Origin of the sequence: Helicobacter mesocricetorum (genome assembly GCF_900198605.1) — a bacterium.
Classification (GTDB): Bacteria; Campylobacterota; Campylobacteria; order Campylobacterales; family Helicobacteraceae; genus Helicobacter_D; species Helicobacter_D mesocricetorum.
In genome coordinates, this window is sequence record NZ_FZPJ01000048.1 from 1 (window position 1) to 2,163 (window position 2,163).

The 2,163-nt window shown below is 32.2% G+C and carries 5 protein-coding genes; all 5 read right to left on the reverse strand.

Annotation, left to right across the window (positions count from 1 at the left end; translation table 11 throughout):
• On the reverse strand, positions 1-686 hold a 686-nt coding region (locus C6H18_RS08375), incomplete at its 3' end, for a DNA-methyltransferase (RefSeq protein WP_104722653.1).
• 73 nt (positions 687-759) lie between these two features.
• Positions 760-1,539: a phosphoadenosine phosphosulfate reductase domain-containing protein gene (locus tag C6H18_RS08380; RefSeq protein ID WP_104722654.1), complete on the reverse strand. Its 780-nt coding sequence runs from the start codon at positions 1,537-1,539 to the stop codon at positions 760-762.
• A 23-nt stretch (positions 1,540-1,562) separates the two neighbouring features.
• Positions 1,563-1,781 carry a DNA cytosine methyltransferase gene (locus tag C6H18_RS09485; protein ID WP_158654896.1) on the reverse strand — a complete coding sequence of 73 codons (219 nt, stop codon included), beginning with the start codon at positions 1,779-1,781 and terminating at the stop codon, positions 1,563-1,565.
• Positions 1,771-1,944: a DNA cytosine methyltransferase gene (locus C6H18_RS08385; RefSeq protein WP_104722655.1), complete on the reverse strand. Its 174-nt coding sequence runs from the start codon at positions 1,942-1,944 to the stop codon at positions 1,771-1,773. The genes C6H18_RS09485 and C6H18_RS08385 overlap by 11 nt, the downstream gene beginning before the upstream one ends.
• Positions 1,935-2,108, reverse strand: a complete 174-nt coding sequence (locus tag C6H18_RS09490) for a DNA cytosine methyltransferase (RefSeq protein WP_199770174.1) — start codon at positions 2,106-2,108, stop codon at positions 1,935-1,937. The genes C6H18_RS08385 and C6H18_RS09490 overlap by 10 nt, the downstream gene beginning before the upstream one ends.
• Positions 2,109-2,163 lie beyond the last annotated feature (55 nt).

The window sequence follows — 2,163 nt, forward strand, 5'->3', positions numbered from 1 at the left end:
TATAATAAATTCTTTTGGAGATTTTTAATCCGCTTTAAAGCCATATTGAAATATTCCTTTTTTATCTCACAGCCTAAAAACTTCCTATCTAGCTCTAAACTAGCTTTCAGTGTGCTTCCACTTCCTAAAAAACAATCTAGCACTACATCGCCTTTTTGGGAGGAGTTTTGTATAAGAGTTTTTAAAATACATAAAGGTTTTTCTGTTGGGTGCAATGTTTCTTTAATAGGGATATTCATAGAAAAAAGCTTAGAGCTAGTGCTAAAAGTATTTTGCATTAGATTTCTTTCATTGCAAACAAAGAGGATATATTCTAAATCGCTTAAATACTTTTTATTAAAACTAGGGATAGGATTTTTCTTATGATATACCAAAATATCGATTTTGTCATTTTTAAAATATTCTAAAAGCTTAACTAAAAGCTTAGTGTTGCAAAAGAAATAAGCATTTAGAGGATTATTTACCCTCTTTATTTCATCTAAGATTTTAAAATCAAAACCATCCCTTAAATTCGCTTTTAATTCTTTAGAATAAAGATTATGGTATGCTCTGCTTTCACCATAAATCCCCCCATATCCACAATCAGTTAAAATATAAGGAGGATCAGTAACCACTAAATTGACACTACTATCTTTTAAGGTTTTTAAAAACTCTAAAGCCTCTTGGTGTTTAATGAGATATTCCAATGCCAATGCCCTTACTTAACTTTTATATTTTATCTTTAATTCCTCAATACTAATGATAATTTCTGCCATAATCTTACCTGCAAAAACAAACCATATCCTCTGTGTAGGCTGAAGTAAAATCCATTGTGGGATTTCTTTTAAATTGCGCTTCTAATTCTATACAGGATAGATTAGGTTTAAAGGTTGCATTTAAACAACCTAACTCTTTAGCCTTTGCTTCCATTTGCTTACATTTCTCCCATTCTTTAGGATAAAATCTGTAAAGAGTATATAACGACTTCTTGCTTTGCTTAGGACAACAAAAACAACCTGTCCTCTCAAAGTGTTGATAAAGAGGATTAGCGATACCTTTTTGCCTTAAATAATTTTCTACCTCTGTTTCATTCCATTGCCATTGGTGCAAAGGATATTTAGCAATGCCATAATCTAAACTAGAGGTTCTCCCATTCTCTACTTCATTATAGGTATAACCAATAAGAATTGTATTTTTAAAAGTATTTGCGCTTTTACTTTTTATAAACTTGCGACTAGGGTTTGCCTTTAATTCTCTGGTGCAATAATCCATTCCAATAGTTTTAGGAAGCCCACGCAATTTGCCCTTACGCTCTCCCTTTGTGATAGGATATTCAAAAGCCCATTTAGAGAGTAAATCCTCCTCACTTCTTAATCTTGTAATCTTTTGATTAAATTTTTCTAATAAATAAGATTCTAGCTTGTCTATATATTCTAGCATTTGGGGGAACTCATAATGCGTATCACAAAAGAGAATATAATCAATCTCACCACCTAGCTCTAAATATCTCACTACCATTGCAGTAGAATCTCTCCCACCACTTAAGTTTGCAAAAGTCATTCACTCTGCCTTTTCAAATAAGATTACTTTAGTGCTAAACCCCATATCTTATGGTGAAATGCTTCAAGCAAAAAGAATCCGAAGCTATCGGGGTAAGTAGAAGCATTGAAGCAGAGGGCATAAACTCTTTTTCTTTGGTGTGGGTATCCAAACTCTCTACCACTACACATTCTCCAACATAAACCATACCCTGCCTCTTGAATTTCTTTAATAAAACTTTCTTGGTATTCCTCATTTGTGATAAGTTATGGAATTTTCAAAAAGAATAAATTTTGCATTGCTATCCTTTGCGACTTTAATTGTTTCATAAAATAAACCATTCCTTTCTCCTTTTAAACCAGCTTTCTTGCCTGCAATACTTAAATCTTGACAAGGAAACCCAGCAGTGATTAAATCTACCGCCATACCTTTGGTATTAAGTGTTTTAATATCTCAATAGGGATACCACTAAAGTTTTTCTCTAAGACTTCAGCATAATACGCATTAATTTCACAAAAGCTAATAGTTTGATAAAAATCCTTATCTGCCTTTTGCAATCCCAATGCAAATCCGCCTATGCCACTAAACAAATCTAAATTTTATGGAATGCTAAAATTTTTTAACTTTCAAATAAAGGGTTAAAAA

Excerpts from the sequence above, each read along its gene's own strand:
- C6H18_RS08385 (WP_104722655.1), bottom strand. The coding sequence starts at position 1,944 with ATGGCGGTAGATTTAATCACTGCTGGGTTTCCTTGTCAAGATTTAAGT.
- C6H18_RS08380 (WP_104722654.1), bottom strand. The coding sequence starts at position 1,539 with ATGACTTTTGCAAACTTAAGTGGTGGGAGAGATTCTACTGCAATGGTA.